Source organism: Myxococcus llanfairpwllgwyngyllgogerychwyrndrobwllllantysiliogogogochensis (assembly GCF_006636215.1).
GTDB classification, from domain to species: domain Bacteria; phylum Myxococcota; class Myxococcia; order Myxococcales; family Myxococcaceae; genus Myxococcus; species Myxococcus llanfairpwllgwyngyllgogerychwyrndrobwllllantysiliogogogochensis.
Window position 1 is genome coordinate 1 of sequence record NZ_VIFM01001025.1, and the last position, 384, is coordinate 384.

1 protein-coding gene is annotated in these 384 nt (G+C 59.4%); it reads right to left on the reverse strand.

From position 1 onward, the window contains the following. On the reverse strand, nucleotides 1-384 hold a 384-nt coding region (locus FJV41_RS53095), incomplete at both ends, for a hypothetical protein (RefSeq protein WP_181791668.1).

Here is a 384-nt window from a genome sequence, read left to right on the forward strand (position 1 = left end):
GGGGAGGTGTATACGAGACAGCGTGCACGTGCGCGAATCCACTGAAGGAGGACCCGTGCTCCTCTTCGTACGCGGCGTGCGCAGCAGCCGAAACCCGCGTGGCCTCGGCGTAAGCCGCGTTGACGATCTCTTGGGCGTTAGGGGGCGGCGTGGTGATGGTGATCGGCTGCAACAGCTGGGCAGCTGCAAGACCTTCGATGGTCTGCGAATTGATGTCATTGCCCTCCTCAACTGCTTTGACCACGGCCTCAAGAACAATGATGCTCGACCGTTCGATGAGGGATTTGTCGAAGGGTGTGCCGTAGTTGTTGCTCCCGGCCAAGTACAGGCCGGTCAGGAGATTTCTGACATCCTCAGCTTCGTCGTTCGACCACACGATGATGC